The sequence below is a fragment of the Thalassobacter sp. 16PALIMAR09 genome (assembly GCF_000765485.1).
Taxonomy (GTDB): Bacteria; Pseudomonadota; Alphaproteobacteria; order Rhodobacterales; family Rhodobacteraceae; genus Thalassobacter; species Thalassobacter stenotrophicus.
Window position 1 is genome coordinate 279,986 of the sequence record NZ_JHAK01000001.1, and the last position, 20,002, is coordinate 299,987.

Annotated in this window: 21 protein-coding genes and 1 tRNA gene; 8 read left to right on the forward strand and 14 right to left on the reverse strand. The window is 58.7% G+C overall.

Annotated features, from left to right (window positions below; translation table 11 throughout):
* Positions 1–76: 76 nt before the first annotated feature.
* Both PM04_RS01425 and PM04_RS01430 read right to left on the reverse strand, forming a co-directional pair.
* Positions 77–1,102, reverse strand: coding sequence for a substrate-binding domain-containing protein (locus tag PM04_RS01425; protein WP_038002942.1), 1,026 nt, complete (start codon positions 1,100–1,102; stop codon positions 77–79).
* 181 nt (positions 1,103–1,283) lie between these two features.
* Positions 1,284–2,354: an ATP-binding protein gene (locus PM04_RS01430; RefSeq protein WP_038002944.1), complete on the reverse strand. Its 1,071-nt coding sequence runs from the start codon at positions 2,352–2,354 to the stop codon at positions 1,284–1,286.
* A 120-nt stretch (positions 2,355–2,474) separates the two neighbouring features.
* On the opposite strand from PM04_RS01430, the gene PM04_RS01435 reads away from it, so the two are divergent.
* Positions 2,475–2,882 (forward strand): hypothetical protein, encoded by a 408-nt coding sequence (locus PM04_RS01435; RefSeq protein WP_038002947.1) that lies wholly within the window; start codon positions 2,475–2,477, stop codon positions 2,880–2,882.
* Here PM04_RS01435 and PM04_RS01440 read toward each other — a convergent pair.
* From PM04_RS01440 to PM04_RS01485, 10 genes are all read right to left on the reverse strand, one after another.
* On the reverse strand, positions 2,879–4,051 hold the full coding sequence (locus tag PM04_RS01440; RefSeq protein ID WP_038002949.1) for a PLP-dependent aspartate aminotransferase family protein: 1,173 nt from the start codon (positions 4,049–4,051) through the stop codon (positions 2,879–2,881). The two genes, PM04_RS01435 and PM04_RS01440, sit on opposite strands and share 4 nt — an antisense overlap.
* A 12-nt stretch (positions 4,052–4,063) precedes the next feature.
* Positions 4,064–5,329 (reverse strand): glutamate-5-semialdehyde dehydrogenase, encoded by a 1,266-nt coding sequence (locus tag PM04_RS01445; protein ID WP_038002952.1) that lies wholly within the window; start codon positions 5,327–5,329, stop codon positions 4,064–4,066.
* A 23-nt stretch (positions 5,330–5,352) separates the two neighbouring features.
* A complete protein-coding gene (gene proB / locus PM04_RS01450; protein ID WP_200880318.1) occupies positions 5,353–6,477 on the reverse strand; it encodes a glutamate 5-kinase in 1,125 nt (374 codons plus the stop codon).
* Positions 6,462–7,499 (reverse strand): GTPase ObgE, encoded by a 1,038-nt coding sequence (gene obgE / locus PM04_RS01455; RefSeq protein ID WP_038002954.1) that lies wholly within the window; start codon positions 7,497–7,499, stop codon positions 6,462–6,464. The genes proB and obgE overlap by 16 nt, the downstream gene beginning before the upstream one ends.
* Positions 7,500–7,550: 51 nt before the next feature.
* Entirely contained in the window at positions 7,551–8,093 is a 543-nt protein-coding gene (locus tag PM04_RS01460; RefSeq protein ID WP_038002956.1) for a GNAT family N-acetyltransferase, read from the reverse strand.
* Positions 8,090–8,695 carry a LysE family translocator gene (locus PM04_RS01465; RefSeq protein ID WP_038002959.1) on the reverse strand — a complete coding sequence of 202 codons (606 nt, stop codon included), beginning with the start codon at positions 8,693–8,695 and terminating at the stop codon, positions 8,090–8,092. Before PM04_RS01465 ends, PM04_RS01460 begins: the two co-directional genes overlap by 4 nt.
* Positions 8,692–9,192 (reverse strand): GNAT family N-acetyltransferase, encoded by a 501-nt coding sequence (locus PM04_RS01470; protein WP_038002961.1) that lies wholly within the window; start codon positions 9,190–9,192, stop codon positions 8,692–8,694. Before PM04_RS01470 ends, PM04_RS01465 begins: the two co-directional genes overlap by 4 nt.
* Before the next feature lie 74 nt (positions 9,193–9,266).
* Entirely contained in the window at positions 9,267–9,536 is a 270-nt protein-coding gene (gene rpmA, locus PM04_RS01475) for a 50S ribosomal protein L27 (RefSeq protein ID WP_038002963.1), read from the reverse strand.
* Between the two features lie 11 nt (positions 9,537–9,547).
* On the reverse strand, positions 9,548–10,204 hold the full coding sequence (locus PM04_RS01480) for a 50S ribosomal protein L21 (RefSeq protein WP_038002965.1): 657 nt from the start codon (positions 10,202–10,204) through the stop codon (positions 9,548–9,550).
* 194 nt (positions 10,205–10,398) lie between these two features.
* Positions 10,399–11,268, reverse strand: a complete 870-nt coding sequence (locus PM04_RS01485) for a DUF2059 domain-containing protein (protein WP_052068258.1) — start codon at positions 11,266–11,268, stop codon at positions 10,399–10,401.
* 161 nt (positions 11,269–11,429) lie between these two features.
* Here PM04_RS01485 and PM04_RS01490 point away from each other — a divergent pair.
* Positions 11,430–11,519 (forward strand) — tRNA-Ser (locus PM04_RS01490).
* 126 nt (positions 11,520–11,645) lie between these two features.
* Here PM04_RS01490 and PM04_RS01495 read toward each other — a convergent pair.
* Positions 11,646–12,896, reverse strand: a complete 1,251-nt coding sequence (locus PM04_RS01495) for a urate hydroxylase PuuD (RefSeq protein ID WP_038002967.1) — start codon at positions 12,894–12,896, stop codon at positions 11,646–11,648.
* Between the two features lie 100 nt (positions 12,897–12,996).
* Here PM04_RS01495 and PM04_RS01500 point away from each other — a divergent pair, with 100 nt between their 5' ends.
* A complete protein-coding gene (locus tag PM04_RS01500) occupies positions 12,997–13,899 on the forward strand; it encodes a LysR family transcriptional regulator (protein ID WP_038002969.1) in 903 nt (300 codons plus the stop codon).
* Here PM04_RS01500 and uraH read toward each other — a convergent pair.
* Positions 13,896–14,240 carry a hydroxyisourate hydrolase gene (uraH, locus tag PM04_RS01505; protein WP_038002971.1) on the reverse strand — a complete coding sequence of 115 codons (345 nt, stop codon included), beginning with the start codon at positions 14,238–14,240 and terminating at the stop codon, positions 13,896–13,898. The genes PM04_RS01500 and uraH overlap by 4 nt on opposite strands.
* Positions 14,241–14,383: 143 nt before the next feature.
* Between uraH and puuE the strand changes: the two genes are divergently transcribed.
* The 5 genes from puuE (at position 14,384) to PM04_RS01530 (ending at position 19,975) form a co-directional block, all read left to right on the forward strand.
* A complete protein-coding gene (puuE, locus tag PM04_RS01510) occupies positions 14,384–15,802 on the forward strand; it encodes an allantoinase PuuE (RefSeq protein WP_038002972.1) in 1,419 nt (472 codons plus the stop codon).
* A complete protein-coding gene (locus PM04_RS01515; RefSeq protein ID WP_052068255.1) occupies positions 15,799–16,668 on the forward strand; it encodes a bifunctional allantoicase/(S)-ureidoglycine aminohydrolase in 870 nt (289 codons plus the stop codon). The genes puuE and PM04_RS01515 overlap by 4 nt, the downstream gene beginning before the upstream one ends.
* The gene (locus tag PM04_RS01520) at positions 16,665–17,171 is read left to right on the forward strand and encodes an ureidoglycolate lyase (RefSeq protein ID WP_369793289.1); all 507 of its coding nucleotides are present in this window, start codon (positions 16,665–16,667) and stop codon (positions 17,169–17,171) included. Before PM04_RS01515 ends, PM04_RS01520 begins: the two co-directional genes overlap by 4 nt.
* Positions 17,172–17,206: 35 nt before the next feature.
* Positions 17,207–18,619, forward strand: coding sequence for a uracil-xanthine permease family protein (locus PM04_RS01525; RefSeq protein WP_038002974.1), 1,413 nt, complete (start codon positions 17,207–17,209; stop codon positions 18,617–18,619).
* A 555-nt stretch (positions 18,620–19,174) separates the two neighbouring features.
* Entirely contained in the window at positions 19,175–19,975 is an 801-nt protein-coding gene (locus tag PM04_RS01530) for a phosphate/phosphite/phosphonate ABC transporter substrate-binding protein (protein ID WP_200880320.1), read from the forward strand.
* Positions 19,976–20,002 lie beyond the last annotated feature (27 nt).

Here is a 20,002-nt window from a genome sequence, read left to right on the forward strand (position 1 = left end):
TCACCGAAACCCCAAGTCCCGGCGTAATGAAGGGCGCAGAAGCTGCGCCCTTCGGTCGTGAGGTGTCTAGACGACCTTAGCTGCCTGCGCCAGCAACTGTGGCCTGTGTTTCAGCCAAAGCAGGGTCGGACACGAGGCCGTATTCGGCGAGTGGACCGTCTGGGCCAGCAAGCTCATCGGCAACAAAGAACGAAGCGAACTCTTTGAGGCCGGGGATCACGCCGATGTGGGCTTCTTTGATGTAGAAGTACAGTGGGCGCGAAACGGGGTATTCACCGGTGGAAATCGACGCAGTGGAGGGCATGACCCCGTCCATCGTGGCCACTTTCAGCGTGTCTTGGTTGTTTTCGTAGAACGCGAGGCCGAAAACGCCGATGCCGTTGGGGTTGGCGGACAATTGCGCCAAAGTCTCGGTGTAGTCGCCTGCGATGTCGACCGAGAGACCGTCCGAACGTGTCGCAAGGCATGCATCCTCAGCGTCGTCTTCGGACATGCCCGCGTCCATCATGGCTTGGAATGCGCCTGTCGCTTCACAACCTGCCGCGATCACTTTTTCCTCAAACACTTCACGGGTGCCGTGGTTGGTGCCGGGGATAAAGCCGATGATGTCTGCGTCGGGCAGATCAGCGTTAAAGTCGGACCATTTGGTGTGTGGGTTGTCGACCAGTTGGCCGTCGACCAGAACCTTGGCGCCGAGCGCGTTGAACAGGTCGGATGGCGAGAACGCGTTGTAGGCAGGGCCTTCGATGCGCGAGGCAAAGACGATGCCGTCATACCCGATGCGGACTTCGACGATGTCGGTCACGCCGTTTTCAGCACATGCAGCGACTTCTTTTTCGCGGATCGCGCGGGACGCGTTTGCGATGTCGATGGTGTTTTCGCCCACACCTTCGCAGAAGCGGCGCAGACCAGCGGACGATCCGCCGGATTCAACAACAGGTGTTGGGAAGTCGAAGTTTTCGCCAAAGGCTTCGGCGACGATGGATGCATAAGGAAGCACGGTCGAGCTGCCGGCAACTTGGACCTGATCACGGGCCGAGGCTGCGGTTGCGGAAACGGCGGCGATGGCCAGCGCGGAAACTGTGAGTTTCGTCAGAGACATGTTATCCCCCTGGATTGGGTCTCGTGTTTACATAGTCAAGAAAGCGTTAATGCCGCCTTGTGGGGACTGCCTAATGTCACCGTGCTGCGCTTTTGTGACGGTCAGGTAACAGTTTTATGACAGTCGCAAAATCAATTTTACAAAAGTTAAAGGGCGCGCGGTTTTTGAGCCGCACTTTGGGCTAAGATGACGTGCTTTGATCGCGTTCAGCCGGGAATAATACCGTAAATTCAGAGCCTTTTCCCATCTCGCTTTCGATCTTGAGGCGCCCTCGGTGACGTTGCGCAATGTGCTTCACAATTGCCAACCCCAACCCCGTTCCGCCCTGCCCGCGCGACCGGTGTGTGTCGACCCGGTAGAATCGTTCCGCCAATCGCGGCACATGCAGCGGATCGATCCCCGGCCCATTGTCACGCACACACAATTGCCATGCGGGGCCGCGCAATTGACCATCATAGCCGATCTGGCGCAGCGACAGCTCGACCTCGCCGCCGCCATATTTCACTGCGTTTTCCGTTAAGTTCGTCACGATCTGGATCACTTGGTCCGCATCGGCGCGCACAACCGCCTCAGCCGGCAGGTCGGTGCGGATGACCGCGCCTGCATCCGATGCAATTTCGCTCAGCGGCTCCAACGCGATGCGCACAAGCGATACGAGGTCTTCGCGCCGTTTGGGCCGCGTGCGTTCCCCCGCCTCCACCCGGCTGAGCGAGAGCAGGTCTGACACGAGACGGTTCATGCGTCGCGCCTCACGGGACATCAGGCTCAGGAAATGGCGCTGCGCCTCGGGGTCGTTGCGGGCGGGGCCATTCAACGTCTCAATGAAACCCAGCAGCGCCGTTAGCGGTGTTTTTAGCTCATGACTGACATTAGCGACAAATCCGCGACGAAAGCTAAGGGCTTGGGATTGCTCAGATATATCCTCAAAGTGCAGGAGCACTTGCCCTGCCCCCGCCAGCCCAGCCAAGGGGCGGATGCGCACGCGGTAGAGTGTGTCGACCGCTCCTTCGGTGTGGGTAAAATCAGCCTCACCACTTTTGCTGTCAAAAAACGCAGCCTCAATCGGGCTGAGGACCTCGGGCTGGCGCAGAACGCTCACATACGACCGGCCAATCACCCAATCACCTAGCAAAGCCCGCGCAGGCGGATTTGCGCGCGCCACACGCCCGGCTTTGTCCAACAAAACCACAGCCCCCGGCAGCGCGCCCGTTATTTCATCAATCAGATCCGGCTCATGCCGTGCATCATCCATTTCTCGCCGCCGTTTCTCGCACAGACCAACGGGCCTTTTCAAAATGCGAATATTATGTTAGCAATATGCTAATTGAACTCGCGAAGCTTTTCAGACCAGCTTCAACACATGAGGACAAGCATGACAAGCACCACGCGCGACCAGACCGGGTCCCGCCCGTTGGGGCGTACCGCACGCCGATTGATCGCTGTTGAACTGCCCGATGGTTATCGTGGGGCACTTCCGCGGCGCATTTTGGATTCGAGCTACGATCAGATTGAACATCTCAGCTTTCGTGATCTGTCACCCGAGCTGATCGCGGATCGTGGTGCGGATACCGTGCTCGCACCCTTGCTGACCAAAACGTTCGATGCCGTAGAGCTGGCAGAGTATCTGGCGACGCAGGCCTTTGAAGGCATGTTAATCATCGCCAGTGAGGTATTGCCCAACGCCAAGCTGGTACAGCGCGAGATCGCGCGTTCTGCACCGGGGCTGAACGTTGAGCTGTTTCAGTTGAACCAAAACGCACAGGACTTGCGCGAGGTTTAGACCGCGCGGAGGCCCTGCTCAAAGTCCGCTTGCAGGACATCCCACGGCTCAATCCCGACAGACACGCGGAAAAATCCATCTGTGATGCCGAGTGCCGAGCGACCCTCGGGCGTGAGGCCGCGGTGCGAGCTGCTGGCCGGATGGCTCAGCGTTGTGCCGACATCCCCGAGCGTCGGGGCAAAGGCCAGTTGCGGGGCTGCGCGGACCAGCCGGTTCGCCTCATCCTCGCCGCCGTGCAGTTTGAAGCTGACCATGTTGCCCCACATCCCGTTCAGAACGGTTTGCGCGCGGGCGTGATCGGGGTGATCCGCGCGACCGGGGTACAAAACCTGCGCCACCGCGGGGTGTGTGGCCAGAAAATCGGCCAGCTTGATCGCGGTTTCTTGCGCGCGGTCAAAGCGCAGGTCGAACGTGTAGAGCCCGCGTTCCGCCAGCCAGCATTCATAGGGTGATGGGGTGAAGCCAAAGGTCACTGCAGTGTCGTAGATCGCCTTGCTGTGGCCCGCGTCGCGCGCCAAGACATAGCCCAAAGTCACATCCGAATGCCCCGCCATCAACTTGGTCACGGAGTGGATCACAACATCAGCCCCTTCGGCAAAGGCCGGGTAGCCAACGGGTGTGGTAAAGGTGTTGTCAACCACAAGGATCAGCCCGCGCTCTTTCGCGAGCTTGGTGATCCCCTCCATATCCGCCACGCGCAAAGTGGGGTTTGAGACGGCCTCGATCAGGATCAATTTGGTCTCGGGACGGATGGCGTCGGCAAAGGCCTGTGCGTCCGTGGGATCGGCCAAAGTGGTGGTGATGCCAAAGCGCGGCAGGTCTTGGTTCATCATCCGCAGCGAACGGCCGTACAACTGATTGCCGCCGACAATGTGATCGCCCGCACTAAGCAATCCCATCAGGGTCGCGGACACTGCCGCCATGCCAGAACCGAGGATGATCCCGCCCTCGCCGCCTTCCATGGCGTCGATTTTCTGTGCCAGAACGTCTGCGTTGGGGTGGCCTTCGCGGCCATAAGTATAGCCCGTGGCGCGGCCCTCATACTGGGCATGCAGCGTGTCAATATCGGGGGAAGCATAGACCACCGAGGGCTGAAGTGGCGTGACAACAGCGCGGCTCATGCTTTCGGGAAAGCCCGTGCGACGCACGAGATTAGGGCGTTTTGTCATGATATTAGGTCCTTAAGGGCGGGTCGTACCGGCGCCAGTCACATGGTATTGAAATGAGGTCAGCTGTTCGGCGCCCACGGGGCCGCGCGCGTGCATCTTGCCCGTCGCAATGCCGATTTCGGCACCCATGCCGAACTCGCCGCCATCTGCGAATTGGGTAGACGCGTTTCGCATCAGGATCGCGCTGTCTAGTTCCGCAAAAAAGTGCGCCGCCTCGGCATCGTCGGCGGTGATGATCGCGTCCGTGTGGTTAGAGTTATAGGCACGAATATGAGCGATTGCGGCATCGACGCCGTCCACCAGTTTGGCGGCACAGATCATGTCGAGAAACTCTGTCCCAAAGTCTGCGTCTGTGGCGGGGGTCGTGCCGGGCACTTCTGCCAGCGGCCCGTCCGCGCGCACATCAACGCCCGCGTCCCACAGAGCCTCAACCACGATCGCGCCGTATTTGTCGTGGAACGCCTGATCGATCAGCACTGTTTCAAGCGAGCCGCAAATTCCGGTGCGCCGTGTCTTGGCGTTGAGCACGATTTCAACCGCCATCGCGGGGTCCGCAGATGCGCCGACATAGGTGTGGCAGATGCCCTCAAGGTGGGCAAATACCGGCACGCGGGCCTCTCGCTGGACCAGACCCACAAGGCCTTTGCCACCCCGTGGGACGATCACGTCGATTGTATCGACCATGGTCAACATTTCTTGGACGGCGGCGCGGTCCCGGGTGGGAACACGTTGAATGGCATCCTCGGGCAGGCCCGCATCACGCAGGCCCTTGGCCATTGCGGCGTGGATCGCGCCAGAGGAATGAAAACTCTCGGAGCCGCCACGCAGGATCACGGCGTTGCCAGCCTTAAGACACAGGGCACCGGCGTCTGCAGTCACGTTTGGGCGGCTTTCATAGATCACGCCAATGACGCCCAGCGGGGTGGCAACGCGCTTGATATTCAGGCCCGAAGGCTGGTCCCATTCCGCAAGGACCCGGCCCACGGGATCAGCCTGTTCGGCCACGGCGCGCAAGCCATCGCAGATGCCGCGAATGCGGTCTTCATCCAGCATCAGGCGGTCCATCATCGCGTCGCTGAGGCCTTTGTCACGCCCAAAGTCCATGTCGTGGACATTGGCGGCAATGACTTCGGCCCGGTCGGCCCACAAATGCTCAGCCGCGCCGATAAGGGCCGCATGTTTGCGTTCCGCAGTTGCCGAGGCCAAAGCCGCGGTTGCGGCCCGCGCGCGCGCGCCGATGTCGGCCATCAGGTTCGGGATCGTGTCAAAATCTTTCATGCCGTTGCCCCCTCCGGGCCTCCTTAACCTGTCACCATATCGTCGCGGTGGATGAGTGCGGAGCGTGCAGGGTAGCCCAGCAATTCCGCGATGTCACCGCTTTGCGCGCCGCAAATCAGCCGCGCTTCTTCGCTTGTGTAGCGGGTCAGGCCCTTGCCGATGGACATCCCATCGGGACCTTCGATTGTTACGGGTTCACCGCGGCCAAACTTACCCCCGACCCATTTCACGCCCGCGGGCAGCAGTGATTTCCCGCGTGCAAGGGCTTTGGCCGCGCCGGCATCAACGGCCAGCGTGCCGCGAGGCTTCATCGCGCCGATCCAGCGTTTGCGCGCAGTTTGTGGGTCTTGGGCGGCGGTGAACCACGTGGCACGCGCGTCTGAGGTCAGCCCCCGAAGCGGCCTGTCCGAAGCGCCCAGCGTGATCGCCATTGCACAACCCGCATCCGTAGCAGTACGCGCGGCCATCAGCTTGGTCACCATTCCGCCCTTAGACAGGCCAGAAACCCCCTCACCCGCCATTGCGGCGATTTCAGGTGTTATCGCTTGGACCAGTGGCAAATGCTCGGCCGTGTCGTCAATCATTGGGTTCGCGGTATAAAGGCCATCTACGTCCGACAGCAGAACCAGTTGATCCGCGCCTGACATCACCGCCACTTGCGCCGCGAGCCGGTCATTATCACCAAAGCGGATTTCATCCGTGGCGATAGTGTCATTCTCATTCACAATCGGTACGACGCCGAGGCCCAACAACGTGGCAAAGGTCGCCCGAGAGTTGAGGTAGCGGCGGCGATTTGCGCTGTCTTCAAGGGTCAGAAGAACCTGCGCTGTGGTGATCCCGTGGGGTGCGAGGACTTGCTCATACGCACGGGCCAGTTGGATCTGCCCAACGGCTGCCGCGGCCTGCGACTGCTCAAGCGACAGCTCACCCTCAGGCAGGCCCAAGACCCGGCGACCCAGTGCGATGGAGCCTGATGAGACGATCACGACCTCCTGGCCACGAGCGCGAGCATCGGCCACATCCAAGGCCAAGCCGGTGAGCCAATCGGTTTTGACGGTGCCTGTCTGCGTATCAACCAACAGCGCCGAGCCGATTTTGACAACAAACCGGCGGGCGTGGGTCAGTTGGGGCGTCAGCTCGGTGACCACGGCTTTTCCTCCTGCGCGGGCTTTTGGCGCAGGCGGTCAGCGTCGATCTGGTCGCGCAACACGCGTAGCACGTCAATCGTGCCCTGTTTTGCCACACCGGACATTTCCATGATGGGCGCGCCAACGGCTTCGGCCAACGCGGCGCATTTCTCGGCGCGCTCTTCATCGGTGAGGGCGTCGATTTTGTTGAGCACGGTCACCCGTGCCTTTTCAGCGAGACCGCCACCATACATTTCCAGCTCGGTAATGATCGTCTTGTAGTCGCCCGCAACATCCGCGCTAGTGCCATCCACAAGGTGCAGCAGAACGGCGCAGCGTTCCACGTGGCCAAGGAACCGGTCCCCGATGCCGCGCCCCTCATGGGCCCCTTCGATCAGGCCCGGAATATCGGCGACGACGAATTCCACCTCATCCACGCCCACAACCCCAAGATTGGGCACAAGCGTGGTGAACGGATAATCCGCCACCTTTGGGCGGGCATTGGATGTCGCCGCCAAGAAGGTGGATTTACCCGCATTTGGCAGCCCCAAAAGACCCACATCCGCAATCAGCTTGAGCCGAAGCCAGATGGTGCGTTCAACCGCCTCTTGGCCGGGGTTCGACCGACGCGGTGCTTGGTTCGTTGCGGATTTAAAATGCAGGTTGCCAAAACCGCCGTTGCCGCCCTGCGCGAGGATCACCTTTTGCCCGACTTCGGTCAGATCGGCGATGATGGTTTCTTCGTCCTCATCAAGGATTTCGGTCCCCACGGGTACGCGCAATACGATCGGATCGCCATCCTTGCCAGAACGTTGACGCCCCATGCCGGGCTGGCCGTTTTTCGCGAAAAAGTGTTGCTGGTAGCGGAAATCGATCAGTGTGTTCAGGCCTTCGACGGCCTCAACCACAACGTCACCACCCCGGCCGCCATCGCCCCCATCGGGACCGCCGTATTGCACGTATTTTTCACGCCGAAACGAGACGCAACCGCCGCCTCCTGCACCGGAGCGAATGTAGACTTTGGCGAGATCGAGAAACTTCATGAATTGCGTCCTATGAGGGTGCGTTGCCGATACCTCAGGGCGGGATAAAGCTCAAGCACTGCGCATGTTCCGATGATAGGTCCATGTAGCAACGGTTGTGTTGCGCGCGACGGAAAACGCCTCGGCCGGACCGATGTAGGCAAAACCTGCGTGCGTGAGCACCCGCCCGGAAGCTGGGTTGTCTTGGAAAACGCTTGCGAAAAGCGTGTCGTTGTTGAGGGGATTGGCCTCTACCAAGGTAGAGACCGCCTCAGACGCGAGGCCGGTGTTCCACGCAACAGGGGCCACCCAATAGCTGATCTCAGCCTGTTTGCGGTCCATTTGTTTCAGCGAAATCAGGCCGACAAGCTCGGACAACCCGGTGCCGGATGCGTCCATGGCCCAAACGACCTCGTCGCTGTCAGGCTGCGTGACCCGCGCGATATACGCCGCCGTCGCACCGGGGGGCAGCGGATGGGGGATTTCGGCTGTCATCTTGGCCACACGCGCATCGCCACCATAGACCTCAATCAGGCCTTGGTCGGACGTCCGAAGAGGGCGCAGGGTAAACCGCTCGGTTGGAATGGTTGTTTGTTGAAATAGAGTGTGTGTCATGGGGTTCCTCCTCCGAACAACACGAAAAGTACGCTTGCAACGGTCAACGCTGCTAAAATACGCATCAAGGTTCGCTCTGCGCCGGTGCCCGCGACGCGCGCGGCAATAAACGCCCCCGCCGAGGTCCAGACCGGGTGCAAAACGATCTGACAGGTCAAAAGGCACAAAGCGATAATGGCTGTGGCTTCGAGTGGCGGAGTGCCGGGAGCCACGAAATTGGTAAAGCCAGCCGTGATCATGGCCCAAGCTTTGGGGTTGAGCGGGTGTACAATAAGTCCCGCGAAAAATCCGGGCGCGCGGTCCTGCGCATCTGTTGTGTTAAGGCGCAGGTTCGCGACCTTCCACGCGAGCCACAGGATATACGCGGCGGAGATGTATTTGAGCGCGCTGAATACAGCCGGATAGCTGGTTGCCAGCTCCATCAGGCCAAGGCCGATGGGCCAAATGATCAATTGTTTGCCAAGGGCTACGCCCGCAACAAAGGGCCAAGCTGCGCGCAGCCCGTACCGCGCACCGGTTGCCATCAGCGCCATGTTGGCAGGCCCTGGCGTACCGACTTGGCTGGCGGCAAAGATCAGAAAGGACGCAGACGCGACACTCATGCGGCCACCCTGCCCTGCGCGGTGCATATCAGTGTGACGTCTGGCAATTCTCGACCCAAGGCGCGGCAATGCGTGCGCCCGCGCGACGTGATCGTGAAGCCGAGGCCGTGCAGGATACGTGCACTGGCCGAATTGCCCGCAAAGTAGCCGCTGTGCACGGTGCTGTTTCGTTCAAGGGCGAATTTCAAAGCTGCACGCGCCGCCTCACGCCCGTAGCCATTGCCCCAATGGCGCCGCGCAATCCAGAACCCGAAATGCGGGTGGGTCGTTACGGCGCCGATGACCGTCGTGTCTTTGGCGATCACCATGAGGTCCGGCCAGTTTGAGGGAACTTCGGATTGCATCACCGACAGGTCAGCTTGGCTGAACGGGTATGGGACCCGTGCCAACCATTGTGACACCGCCAAGTCATTAAGACCTTCGGTCACCGCAGCGCGATCAGCGCCCGTAAACGGACGCAGGCACAGTCGAGATGTGAAAATCGGATCGGGGGTCATTCTGACCTCCTGAAAGGAAAAAGGGGACCGGTTTTCACCGATCCCCTAAATGTCTGGCATTATTTCGGGTCGGCTTACTCAGCGGCCTCCGCCACTGGCAGAACCGAAATAAACGTGCGGCCTTTGAGGCCTGTGTGGAAGGTCACTGCGCCTTCGACAGTTGCGAAGATCGTGTGATCTTTGCCCATGCCGACGCCTTGGCCTGGCCACCACTTGGTGCCGCGTTGACGCACGATGATGTTCCCAGGGATAGCCGCTTGGCCACCGTAGAGTTTAACACCAAGGCGACGTCCAGCGGAGTCGCGACCGTTGCGGGAGGAACCGCCTGCTTTTTTATGTGCCATGCTTTCTCTCCTTAACCTTTAGCCAGTTCTTTGGCTTGTTCGATCCAGCCTTCACGCTCGATACGGCCTTTGAACGACAATTGCTCGTCGATTGCGGCAACGTCTTCGGGCGACCAAGCTGCGATCTGTGCGAAGGTTGTCACGCCGGCTGCAAGCAGCTTCTTCTCAAGGGCTGGGCCGACACCGGACAGCTTCTTGAGATCGTCTGCGCCAGCAGCGGCAGCAGGAGCGGCCTCAGCTTTTGCAGCCTTTTTAGGAGCGGCTTTTTTGGCAGCAGCAGGTGCAGTTGCAGCAACAGCCACACCAGCAACCGAACCAGCACCAACAGCGGCTTTGACGCCAGAGGCATCTGCGCCAGCAGCAAGGATGTCCGTCACGCGGATCAGCGTCAGTTTTTGACGGTGGCCCTTGGTGCGTTTGGAGGAGTGCTTACGACGACGCTTCACGAAGTGGATCAGCTTTTCGCCTTTGATTTGGTCGATAACGTCGGCCTGAACCGCAGCACCGTCCACCAAAGGTGCGCCAACAGTGACAGTGTCACCACCTAGCATCAGCACATCGTTGAATTGGATTTTCTCACCGGCCTCTGCGGCCAGTTTTTCGACACGCAGTACGTCGCCCGATTGGACGCGGTACTGTTTGCCGCCAGTTTTCAAAACAGCGAACATTGGCTGCTTCCTTTTTTCTGTCGCATCCTGTGGCCCCGGTATGCACCGGCGTTTCATTTACCTCGGACAGCGTGTCCCGTGATCGGGACAAAACAACAAACACCGCGCGAGGGAATCCCGCACGGCGTGGCTGGGGTATCCTGTATGGAGGGTGCTGTGTCAACCGCCAACTCAAACGGGCCGCGTCGACAACCCTATATGTCCTGCGCCAACATCCGGTCCGCGACCGCCCGGCCGAGTGCGCGACTGATCGACGTGAAGACTGTGCCGAAACTGTCGAACAAGACCGCGTTGAACGCCTGTGCCGCATCGGTTCGGGCAAAGGCGATATAGGTCTGCATCTCATCATCGCTCAGCCCTGCATAGGACGCCAGCAAATAGGCATACAGCCAATCCTCGGTCTCGGTTGTGATGGTGTCCTGCTGGGACCACACCTCATTCACGATTTGATCCTCCGTCATCGAGTCCGGCAATGCCCCGCCCGCCGCGAGCCCCTGATAGAAGGCGTAGTTGGAATTGAGCCCGCCGACGACGTTGGACGTCACAAGGTCATAGGCTGCGATGAACTCGGCAATCTGTTCGACCCGCCTGCCTCCTTCGCGGCGCATTTTTTGCGCAAGATCGGTTGCGGCCTGATCGACGTCTTCGTCCAGCATCGCGGCCCGTGCGGCCACCTCGCCCTCAACGATGCGCTTTCCCAGCGGGCTGCCAAGAAATGAGATCAGCACATCGGCGTCGGCCTCTGACAAGTTGGCCCTGATGTCGTCGGACATGATGCCCATCACGCGAGGGATGTCATAAATGCGCTCTAGCTCAACCTTCCAGCCAAAGCCCCCACGTCCGGGAAACATGTCCTCCTCAATCTCAGGGCCTGCGGCGATGCCTTCGGCGGCAACGACCTCGATGATGTCGCGCAGCCTAAGTGCTTCCATCAACTGGGTGTGTTTGATCGCGGGCAAACCTGCGGGCGCTTGGGTTTGAGCGGAAACAATCCCCGAGACACTCGGAATGCTGAGGGGTGCAAGCACAAAGCCCGCGGCTAGAATGAGGGCAGCACGCAGCATCGAGATCTCCTTTTGGCGTCGGTCACACACTATAGATGGGGGGATTACGAGGCCTGCCAAGGGATGCACTTTAACCTTTACGCATAATGGTTGCAAAACCTGCTTGCACCCCCGCCAGTTTGCCCCTAGACCGCACGCCACCAGAGTGACCGCTGGTCTGCGGAGATATGCCGGAGTGGTCGAACGGGCCGGTTTCGAAAACCGGTGTGGGTGCAAGCCTACCCAGGGTTCGAATCCCTGTGTCTCCGCCACTTAATCAGACTAAACATACAAAAAATGCCCCAAACCAGCGGCTGAAGCGCTTGTCGAGGGCAGTGATTGTCAGGCTTCTGTGAACTGATCTGTGATTAGATGCGCTTGGGCGTTGTGTGGCCCTATTAGTCCGAGAGAGCCGCGCGCTCCGCCCCGAGACCGCGGTACCAGCGGATGATTTGGGCGCGCTCATCGTCGGTCATGCCGGTCACATTGCCCGGAGGCATCGCGTGACTGAGCCCTGCGTGCAGATAAATGGCACGGGCGTTCAGGGCGATCTGCGCGTCATTGTCTAGGCGCACGGCCTTGGGTGGCCACATCATGCTTGACCATGTGGGCTCCGGGTTGTGGCACATAGAGCACCGACCCATCACGATGTCATGCACTTCGCCGTAGCCCTCTGCCTCAACGATATATTGCATCTGTTCTGGCACGACGACGTCTGCCTGCCAGTCGTAATCGCGGAACATCGGGGCAGACGACAGCCACATGATCAGCACGAAAATTACTGCAGACGCGCCAAGCGTCCAAACCGGTTTGCCTTTGCGGGCGTGCATCGAGTTAAAGTAGTGGCGGATCAAAACGCCCAGCAAAAACACCAACGACGCGATGATCCAATTATGCTCTGTCGCGAACGCCAAAGGATAGTGGTTGGACAGCATCAAAAAGATGACGGGCAGCGTCAGGTAGTTGTTGTGGGTGGAGCGTAGCTTGGCGATTTTGCCGTATTTCGCATCAGGCGCGCGGCCTTCTTGCAGGTCTTTGACCACGATGCGCTGGTTCGGCATGATGATCAAAAATACGTTCGCGGTCATGATCGTCGCGGTGAATGCGCCCAAATGCAGCAGTGCGGCGCGGCCCGTGAAGACTTGGTTGTAGCCCCATGCCATCGTCACGAGGATGACGAACAACAACAGCATCAGTGCCGTGGGGTGCTCGCCTAAGCGGCTTTTACACAGCATGTCATAGAGTATCCAACCAATCGCGAGCGAGCCGCCAGAAATCGCGATGGCTTGGAACGTGGACAATTCGATCTTGTCATAGTCGATCAGGTACATCTCGGCCCCGGCCCAATAAACCAGCACCAACAGAGCCGCGCCCGACAGCCACGTCGAATAGCTTTCCCATTTGAACCATGTCAGATGCTCGGGCATATTTTCGGGGGCCACGAGGTACTTTTGGATGTGGTAAAACCCGCCCCCATGGACCTGCCATTCCTCGCCATGGGCGCCGACGGGCAGATGTGGCACCTTCCGCAGGCCAAGGTCTAAGGCGATGAAATAAAACGACGAACCGATCCAAGCCATCGCCGTGATGACGTGCAACCAGCGCACCGCGAACCCGAGCCAATCCGTCATAACGGCGAGATCATACATGTGGCGTTCTCCCAAACATTTTGTGCGACGCTATACCGTCCCGCTTCTATATGATAATTGCTGATTATCCGGATCAGCTTCAAGAAAAACCGAATAATCCATGGCCAATATCAACAATATCCGCATGTTTACCCGCGTGTACGAGCTTGAAAACATGTCTGCCGCGGCGCGCGATCTGCGTGTGTCGGCGGCCGTGGCCTCGAGCCGGATCGGAGAGTTGGAAAAGCAGCTGGGGATTCGGTTATTTACCCGCACGACCCGCTCCATCCAGCCGACAGAACAGGGGCGCATTTTCTATCCTAAGGCTTTGAAAGTTCTCGAAGCCCTAGAGGAGGCGGAGGCTGCGGTTCATGAGATCACACTTAACCCGCGCGGGTCTATTTTTGTGTCGGCACCGCTTGGTATTGGGCGGCGGTTGATTGCGCCGAATGTGGCCGTCTTTCGAGAGAAATACCCAGAGATACACACGCGCCTTAGGCTCTCGGACCGTGCGCTTGATGTGGCGGGCGAAGGTCTGGACGTAGCTTTTGTGGTTGGGAACCCACCGGATTCAGGCCTGATGATGAAGCCGATCGCCACGTTTGAGCGGGTGCTATGCGCCTCCCCGGAATACATCAGGCGCAAGGGGCGACCGGTCTACGGTGCCGATCTGATTTCGCAAGATCACGATTGCCTGCTTTTGCGGTTTCCCGGCTCGACCGAGTTCCGCTGGTCGCTCAATACCTCTGACGGGTATCAGAACTTTGACGTCACGGGGCCGTTTGCCTGTGATGACGGCGATGTTCTGACTGAATGGGCGCTTGACGGACGTGGGATCATCAACAAGCCGACGTTTGAAATCCAGCACCACCTTGATAGCGGTGCCCTGATCCCGGTCTGTCAAAAATCACCGCCGCCCAATACACAGCTTGCGGTGCTGTATCCTCATCGGAAAAACCAAGACCCAAAGAGCCGGTTTTTCATAGATTTTATGTCCGATACGCTGAAAGCCGCGCTCGCTTAGCTGCCGCGGTAGGTGCTGTAGCTATAGGGGCTGAGGAGAAGTGGGACGTGGTAGTGATCTACGTCGCTCATCACAAAGCGCAGTGGGATGACGTCCAGAAAATCTGCGGACGCATTGTTGGCGCGCAGGTAATCACCGGCATGAAAAACCAATTCGTAGGTGCCCGTATCAAACGCGTCTTGGGGCAAGATTGGGCTATCGGTGCGACCGTCGGAGTTGGTCGTCGTCTCGGTGATCTTGGTGGCTGTGCCGCCATCAATCCGGAACAACTCAATCCGTAAACCCGCTGCGGGGCAGCCTTTGGCCGTGTCCAAAACGTGGGTCGTGAGATAGCCAGCCATGATGCGTCTCCTGTTGGTGTAAAAGATGTCTGCGGGATGGGCTTTGCATTGGAAATGCAAGAACCCCCGAAACACTTTCAAGAAAATTTTGAAAGACCGAAACTTAATCGCGGTTTAAGCGGAGATAGCTTTGGGAGGACACTTTGCAACGTTATAGCCGAGATATGTCGGGATACGCTGGGCAACCGCCCGCGGCCAACTGGCCCAATGGGGCCAAAATTGCGGTGCAATTTGTGCTGAACTACGAAGAAGGTGGTGAGAACTGCGTTCTGCATGGTGATGCCGCCTCGGAGGCGTTTTTGTCCGAAATCGTCGGGGCCGCCGCTTGGGAAGGTCAGCGCCACTGGAACATGGAGTCGATCTATGAATATGGCGCGCGCGCTGGGTTCTGGCGGTTGCACGATATGTTCACGGCCCGCGACATGCCGGTTACGGTCTACGGGGTGGCCACCGCCCTCGCCCGCTCACCCGCGCAAGTGGCCGCGATGCTGGACGCCGATTGGGAAATCGCCAGCCACGGCCTGAAATGGGTCGAACACAAAGACATGCCCGAGGCCGAGGAACGCGCCCAGATCGCGGAGGCTAAGCGCCTGCACACCGCCGTCACGGGCAGCGCGCCAAGGGGCTGGTACACAGGTCGATGTTCTGAAAACACCGTGCGATTGATCGCAGAGGATGGCAGTTTCGACTATGTCTCGGACACCTATGCCGATGATCTGCCCTATTGGACCGACGTGGCAGAGCACCCACAACTTGTGATCCCCTACACGCTGGATGCCAATGACATGCGATTTGCGACACCGCAGGGTTTCAACACCGGTGAGCATTTCTACACCTATCTTAAAGACAGTTTCGACACGCTTTATGCGGAGGGTGTCGCAGGTGCGCCCAAGATGATGAGCATCGGTTTGCATTGCCGCTTGGTGGGCCGCCCCGGTCGGGCGGCGGCCTTTGCGCGGTTCTTGGATTACGTTGCCAGCCATGAAGATGTTTGGGTGGCTCGTCGTGCGGATATCGCCGCACATTGGGCGGTTGAACACCCCTATCAGGCCCCAAAGTTACAACCATCTCGCATGGACGCCGCAACATTCGTGGCCACTTTCGGCGGGATATTTGAACATTCTGCTTGGATCGCGGAGCGCGTCTATGAGGCCGAGCTAGGCCCGGCTCATGATAGTGTCATCGGCATACATGCAGCTCTCAAAACGCAGTTCCGGCTTGCGTCCGAAGATGAGCGCCTTGGCGTTTTGACTGCGCACCCGGATTTGGCAGGCAAGCTTGCGCAGGCCAAGCGTCTCACGGCAGAATCCACCGGTGAGCAATCATCCGCAGGTCTAGACGCCCTGACCGATGCCGAGCGCCAGACGTTCACTGAATTGAACGCCGCCTACGTCAAAGCCTTTGGCTTTCCGTTCATCATTGCGGTCCGCGACCACGACAAAGCCAGTATCCTAGCGGCTTTCCACGCGCGCCTGACCAACAGCCGCGCGGAAGAATTCGCACAAGCCTGTCATCAGGTTGAACGCATCGCCTTTCACCGTCTCAAGGATCTATTCGCATGAACGTCGTGAACACCGCGCCCACAGATGGGACGCAACCGATTGAGCCGCAGACCCGCTATGCCTTTCCGCCCGGCGGGATGCCCCCATTTGATGAAAGCCCCGAAGGCACCGCGATCTTTACGCCCGCGTATGCGGTCCTGCCCGCCAATACACAGCGCGATATCGTCACCAGTTTTCTGCCCGGCTGGACGGGGCATCGCGCTTGGATCCTTGCGCGCCCGTTGACCGGCTTTGCCGAGACGTTCGCGCAATACGCGGTCGAATTGCAGCCCGGCGGCGGGTCATCCGCGCCTGAGCCGCTGGCCACCGCGCAAGCCGCTCTGTTTGTGGCGCATGGAAACCTTCGCTTAACGATTGGTGAAGTCTCGCATGAGCTGCGCGCAGGCTCCTTTGCGTATCTGCCTGCGGGTGCGCCTTGGCAGTTGTGGAATGCGTCCGAGGCCGAGGCAGGGTTTCATTGGGTGCGCAAAGCCTATGTGCCGCTGCCTGGTGATCTGGAGCCTGAGCCATTTGTGGTGCACGAAACGGACATAACCCCAACAGGCATGCCCGGCGCCGAAACCACATGGGCCACGCAGCGGTTTTTTGACCCGCTGGACATGGCCTATGACTTTCACATGACCATCGTGAATTTTGAGCCCGGCGGTCGGATCCCGTTTGCTGAGACGCATGTGATGGAACACGGGCTTTATGTTCTGCAAGGCACGGCCAAATACCTGTTGAACGACACGTGGGTCGATGTCGGCCCGGGCGATTTCATGTGGTTGCGTGCCTTTTGTCCGCAGGCCTGTATCGCCACTGGCGATGAAACGTTTCGCTATCTGCTCTATAAGGACGTAAACCGCCACGTGGGGCTGCACCTGTGACACAGCAGACCGCGACACCGATGCGCGCGGTTCAAGCGCGCCCCATAACTGCCGCCGCTTTTGCGCCGTTTGGTGATGTGGTCGAGGTGGGCACCGTGGCGCCCGTGTCGATCAACGCGGGGCTGTGTGAGCGATTTAGCGACCTAGCGTCGTTCGATATTGAAGGCGGAAAGCTGGGCCTCAGCCTGTTCCAAGCGGAACTGCGCGCCCTGCCCTACACCTGTGATCTGCTCGAGCGTCATTCGCTCGGCTCGCAGTGCTTTGTGCCAATGTCGGCCGCCCGCTTTTTGGTGATAGTGGCACCGGATGAAAATGGCCGTCCCGGTCCGCCGCAGGCTTTTGTCGCGACCAACACGCAAGCCATCAATATCGCTCGTAACACCTGGCACGGTGTTCTGGCTCCGATCGAAGGATCGGGGCTTTTTGCTGTTATCGACCGGATCGGCGACGGCACCAACCTTGAGGAACACTGGCTGGAGGAGCCAACCCTCATCACGCTCTAACAATAAAACGACTATTCTAAAGGGAGGACAGCCACATGGCTGACACATCAATCGGGACGCCAGAGCAACTGCGCGATCCAAATTACACCCCACCACTGGCAAAAGCGGTCCCACTGGGTATCCAGCACGTTTTGGCGATGTTCGTGTCCAACGTGACACCCGCGATCATCATCTGTGGCGCGGCAGGCTTTGGCTTTGGCTCAAACAGCCCCGATTTTCCACAGATGATCTACATGATCCAGATGTCGATGTTCTTTGCCGGGATCGCGACTTTGATCCAGACAATCGGTTTGGGCCCCGCAGGTGCGCGCCTGCCCATCGTGCAAGGCACCTCGTTTGCGTTCATCCCGATCATGATCCCGCTGGTTGCGGGCAAAGGTGTCGATGCCATGGCTGTGGTCATGGGCGGTATTGTCGTGGGCGGCTTGTTCCACGCGGTGCTCGGCCTGTTCATTGGCAAAATCCGCTTTGCTCTGCCGCCACTGGTGACGGGCTTGGTCGTGACGATGATCGGTCTTGCGCTGGTCAAGGTCGGCATTCAGTACGCGGCCGGTGGTGTCCCCGCGATTGGCAAGCCTGAGTACGGCTCTCTCCTGAACTGGACGATGGCGGGCACGGTTGTTGTCGTCACTCTTGGGTTGAAGTTCTTTGCCCGTGGGATGCTGTCTGTTTCTGCCGTTTTGATCGGTTTGCTCGTAGGTTACGCGTTGGCCTTCATGTTGGGCGAAGTGAGTTTTGGCAACGTGGGACGGGCTGCGTCCTTTGCTCTGCCCAACCCACTGCATTTCGGGATAGAGTTCTCGGTCGCGGCGATCATCGGCTTTTGTTTGATGTCGTTTGTGTCTGCGGTCGAAACCGTGGGCGATGTGTCCGGCATCACCAAAGGCGGCGCGGGGCGCGAAGCCACCGACAAAGAGATCCAAGGTGCCACATACGCCGACGGTCTGGGCACGGCCGTTTCGGGCCTGTTCGGGGCGCTCCCGAACACATCGTTTAGCCAAAACGTGGGCCTGATCGCTATGACCGGCGTCATGAGCCGCCATGTTGTGACCATCGGCGCATTGTTCCTGATCGCGGCGGGCTTGATCCCTAAGGTGGGCGCGATCATCTCCTCGATCCCGATTGAGGTTTTGGGCGGCGGCGTCATTGTGATGTTTGGCATGGTTGTGGCCGCTGGCGTTTCGATGCTTTCGGATGTGAACTGGAACCGCCGTAACATGGTTATCTTTGCGATCGCATTGTCGCTGGGTCTGGGTCTCCAATTGGAGCCGGGTGCGTTGCAACACCTGCCCGGGACACTCAAGGTCCTAGCCACGTCCGGTATCCTGCCAGCAGCGTTCATCGCGATTGTGCTGAACTTGATCCTTCCTGAGGAGCTGGCTGCTGAAGCGACCGAAGAAGTATCGGGCGGTATGTCCGGAAACGATAGCGGGCGTTCGGGCAAGTAAGCCGAACTGCCTTCGTTGTACCTAACACTGAGCAGCTCCCACACCGGGGGCTGCTTTTTCGTTTCAGGGTAACTCTGTGCTGTTGGTTAAGTTGCAGCGCATGCGGGTCGTGTCGCTGAGTGTTTGGGCGATGAATTTGTCACGTTATCAGGCGAGCGGTATTGTGAACCGACCGGCTCAATCTAACCCACTGGGCGGTTCTCAGGCTTGGTCGAGTTTCGATCACAACAGTTTTCGAAAATCGAGACGCCTCCGGCGGAACTTTTCACCACGGATATGATCGCCGCTGGAAGATCTGCGTCAAAGCACAACGCCTTAAGTCACCGAAAAGGCGGCCTTCGGTGTCCTGTTCTGCTGCAATTAGAGGCAAAGTTCCCCTTAGGTAACTCATCTCTTGACAGAACTACTTGTAAGTCTAAGAGCTATAATAATAACGTATAAGTATTATTGTTTACGCTAGTTTATCGAATTCCGTCAGTACCTTTAGTCGAGGACATTATGTTTCAACACCCGCCAAGAAACCCCATCGACCTAGCTCATGCTTTCAGACGTAGTGTGGCGGTTCTTGCCTCATGCTTTGCTTTGTCTGATGCAGCAACAGCCGATACCTTCACGATTGGCATCGTTCCGCAGTTTGAGCCGATCAAATTGGCAGAGATATGGTCGCCCATCTTGCGCGAACTTGAAGAGGAAACAGGTCATACCTTTGAAATGATCGGCTCCCCCCGGATTTCGGAATTCGAGGATGGATTTATCAAAGGTGATTTCGACTTCGCCTACATGAACCCGTACCATTTTTTAGTCGCGCGCAAAGCCCAAGGATATGATGCGCTGGTGCGGGATGGCGCGCGGGAGCTTTTTGGCGTGCTTGTCGTCGCCAAAGACTCGGGCATCGAAAATGTTGCAGACCTTAAGGGCAAAACGATTGCATTTCCGTCGCCCAATGCTCTGGGAGCGGCCCTTTTGATGCGCGCTGACTTGGACCGCATTCACGGGGTGGAGTACAAACAGGAATATGTTTCGACCCATTCGTCCACCTATTTGAACGTTGCACTTGGCCAAATGGATGCGGGCGGCGGGGTTATGGCCACTTTAAACCGCGCAGAGCCGCAGGTGAGGGACCGATTGCGGATCATCTATGAAACAACCCGTGTGCCGCCGCATCCCTTTGTGGCGCACCAGCGTATCGCACCAGACGTTGCCGAGGCCGTTCAAACAGCATTTCTCAAGATTGCCGAAACCACAGAGGGCCAAGAGCTATTGGCACGTATTCCGATGCGGCAAGCCATTGCAGCCACGAGTGCTGAATACGATGGCTTGCATGCTCTCAATTTACAAAACTACTGGGTTGATTAGGCCCTTCAAAACTCTTTTTTTGGGTGA